Annotated in this window: 1 protein-coding gene; it reads right to left on the bottom strand. The window is 32.3% G+C overall.

Going from position 1 to position 1,452, the window contains the following annotated elements; translation table 11 throughout:
• Positions 1 to 158: 158 nt before the first annotated feature.
• Positions 159 to 1,109: a magnesium transporter CorA family protein gene (locus tag KI369_RS21690; RefSeq protein WP_212957340.1), complete on the bottom strand. Its 951-nt coding sequence runs from the start codon at positions 1,107 to 1,109 to the stop codon at positions 159 to 161.
• Between the last annotated feature and the right edge of the window lie 343 nt (positions 1,110 to 1,452).

Here is a 1,452-nt window from a genome sequence, read left to right as displayed (position 1 = left end):
CGCATTTAAAAAGATGCTCCTGGATTTATCCAAGAGCATCTTTTTAAATGCGGGGACATCAAAACTTTAACTTGATGGAGATATGATACTACCTCAATTAATAAATATTACTAACCCTATATCTAGATTAATATCTATCCTATTTTTTATAAACAGGATTAATTAGATTTAAAAAAAGATTTCTTTTTCTTTACTCGTAATAAATCACCTGTCCATCCTTTCACTCGCATATACAAATACATACCCCCTGTTGTAAAAATAATAAATAAGAGAGCGATTAAATAGCTATATTTCCATTCTAGTTCAGGCATGTATTTAAAATTCATCCCCCACAATGCTCCTAAGGCCGTCAAAGGCGTACTTACAGCAGTTAATACAGTAAGAGCCTTCATAATTTCATTCCCACGATGAGAAGAAACAACTTCTTGTAAATGAATCATCGTGTCTAATTCTTCTTGGTACTCTTTAACGAGTTGTAATCCACGCTCTAATTTCAAGTATGTTTGTTTATAACAAAGAGTTTTTGTTATATTTTCTAACCACGCTTCCTCCAGGCCTTGTAATACTTCTTGTATTAAGCGAAACACATGTGTGTTCATAAATAATTCATGACGAATATGATAGATTCTTTCTAAAACTGCTATGTTATTATGATGATAAAAATCCCATAATACATTTCTGAAATTGTTTTCGAAATAGTCAACCTTTCGCAAGTAGTGAGATATAAACATTGATAAGATAGCACATAATCCTTCAGCGGAACTATTACAATTTTTCACACTAAAAGAGGAATTATGTATTAATTTTTGGAAATCCTCTTCCTCTTTTTCCTGAACCGTTATTAATATTCCATGAGCTACGAAATAATGAAGAAATTTTTGAATTTTGGCGTCCTTTTTATCTTGATCATATAAAAACGAACCATATACACAAGTTTGACTTGGTGATAACGTATAAACATATAATCCATTTTCACAAGGAGAACTTATTTTCTTTATAAATTGAGAGAAATAAGATGTTACATCACGAGGGATTATAGAAGAAAGTTTTTCAAGCTCACTAGTTTTCACATGATACCAACTCCATTTCGTCATTTTTATGCATTCCATATTATTCTTCCTTTCTGAATCGTTTTATGTTTGATCGAATCATATCCGTAATATGAAATTTGTATGTAGGTATTCATGTCTTGGAGGAAAAGTTTTTAGATCAACTAAATTACAAAATAAAGTGATACTTTAATCAGTGGGGGTTTTCTTCATGCCCCACTGATTATTAGCCCTCACCAATCGGACTTTTATGGGAGCCCGACCCCCACCTAAATTCTTTGCTTTCGCTGAATTTTGAGGTGGGGGTCTTACTGCCCATTAAAGCGGGATAAATGGCATAGGAGGTCTTATTCTGTTAAAAGGAAGACCCCCTATATATTAGTTTATTTTTATTCGCAATTTT

The organism is Bacillus sanguinis (assembly GCF_018332475.1).
Classification (GTDB): domain Bacteria; phylum Bacillota; class Bacilli; order Bacillales; family Bacillaceae_G; genus Bacillus_A; species Bacillus_A sanguinis.
Note: the sequence above shows the minus strand (reverse complement) of the source record. Positions and strands in the feature narration are given on the sequence as shown.